Raw genomic sequence first — 1,703 nt, 5'->3', positions numbered from 1 at the left:
ATCGGACCGGCTGGACCGACTGGAGCTACGGGCGCTACTGGTGACATCGGACCGGCTGGACCGACTGGAGCTACGGGCGCTACTGGTGACATCGGACCGGCTGGAGCTACTGGGGCTACGGGCGCTACTGGTGATATCGGACCGGCTGGACCGGCTGGAGCTACGGGCGCTACTGGTGACATCGGACCGGCTGGACCGACTGGAGCTACGGGCGCTACTGGTGACATCGGACCGGCTGGACCGACTGGAGCTACGGGCGCTACTGGTGACATCGGACCGGCTGGACCAACTGGAGCTACTGGGGCTACGGGCGCTACCGGTGACATCGGACCCGCTGGAGCTACTGGGGCTACGGGCGCTACCGGTGACATCGGACCGGCTGGACCGGCTGGGGCTACGGGCGCTACGGGTGACATTGGACCGGCTGGACCGGCTGGAGCTACTGGGGCTACGGGCGCTACGGGTGACATCGGACCGGCTGGACCAGCTGGGGCTACGGGCGCTACGGGTGACATTGGACCGGCTGGAGCTACTGGGGCTACGGGCGCTACGGGTGACATCGGACCGGCTGGACCAGCTGGAGCTACGGGCGCTACTGGTGATATCGGACCGACTGGAGCAACTGGAGCTACAGGCGCTACTGGGGCTACCGGGGTTGGAGGCTTATCTGAATTTGGATATATTTATAACCTAGATGCACAAGTTGTTCCTCTAGAAGCAGATGTTAATTTCAGTACAAATGGAATTCTCACACCAGGAATCACACATGCTCCTGGAACTTCTCCAATATTAATTACCACAGCAGGAATCTACGAGGTCACTTTCTCTGTATCAGGTGTAGAACCAAACCAATTTACGCTATTTTTAAATGCTCTCACACCAGTAGCAGGAACAACTTATGGTTCAGGTGCTGGAACTCAACAAAACAATGGCCAGACAATAATTGCCTTAGCATCAGGTGATGTGCTTACACTTCGAAATCATACTTCGACAGCAGCAGTTACTCTCCAGACTTTGGCAGGGGGTACACAAATAAACGTAAATGCTTCTATTCTCATTAAAAAGCTAAATTAGTTTGAATGGGATAAAGGTCATTAAAATTAAAGTGAATTGTATAGCAAGTAGAACTAAATGTTAGCATCTTGGAACGAAGACATTATTGCCTTGTTAAATAAACTTTTTAGAATCAAATCTAAAACATATGAAGAACCTACAATTACTGATTTAATACTAACTGAAAGCTTCATAGACGTAAGCATAAAATAGCGCCTACCTGTTTTTTTCAGGGGGCGCAAATTATTCTACATGAATACGTTAAATCGTTCCTCAACAATATTGCCCTATTGCTGAAAAAGGCACAATTCTACTCAAGANTCATGCCGGCCAGTTTTTGTTTAATACGAACATGATTATAATAATTGATATACTCTTTTATTTTCTTTTGTAATGCTTCGTAAGAGATTAATTGTTCTCCATAATACATTTCCTGTTTTAGTAAGCTAAAGAAGTTCTCCATGGCCGCATTGTCTGCGCATGTTGCTTTACGAGACATAACCCAATAATTTCACCATTATATAAGTCCATTATTGGACTTAAATATAGTTTTTCATCATCTGTACATTTAAATTCAGTTACATCAGTCACCAATTTTTGAAGGGCATGTGGCGTTCTGAATCTACGATTCAAAAGGTTTTTAGCGACTT

1 protein-coding gene and 1 pseudogene are annotated in these 1,703 nt (G+C 47.5%); one reads left to right on the top strand and one right to left on the bottom strand.

Going from position 1 to position 1,703, the window contains the following annotated elements:
• Window positions 1-1,074: collagen-like domain-containing protein (locus tag ACFQU5_RS11690; RefSeq protein ID WP_390287963.1), on the top strand; the 1,074-nt coding region annotated here is incomplete at its 5' end.
• Window positions 1,075-1,363: 289 nt separating this feature from the next.
• On the opposite strand, the pseudogene ACFQU5_RS11685 reads toward ACFQU5_RS11690, so the two are convergent.
• Window positions 1,364-1,703, bottom strand: a pseudogene (locus ACFQU5_RS11685) (IS3 family transposase); the annotation flags it as partial.

It is taken from the genome of Ureibacillus sp. GCM10028918 (assembly GCF_042666115.1).
Taxonomy (GTDB): Bacteria; Bacillota; Bacilli; order Bacillales_A; family Planococcaceae; genus Ureibacillus.
This window is presented reverse-complemented; position numbering and strand designations above follow the sequence as displayed.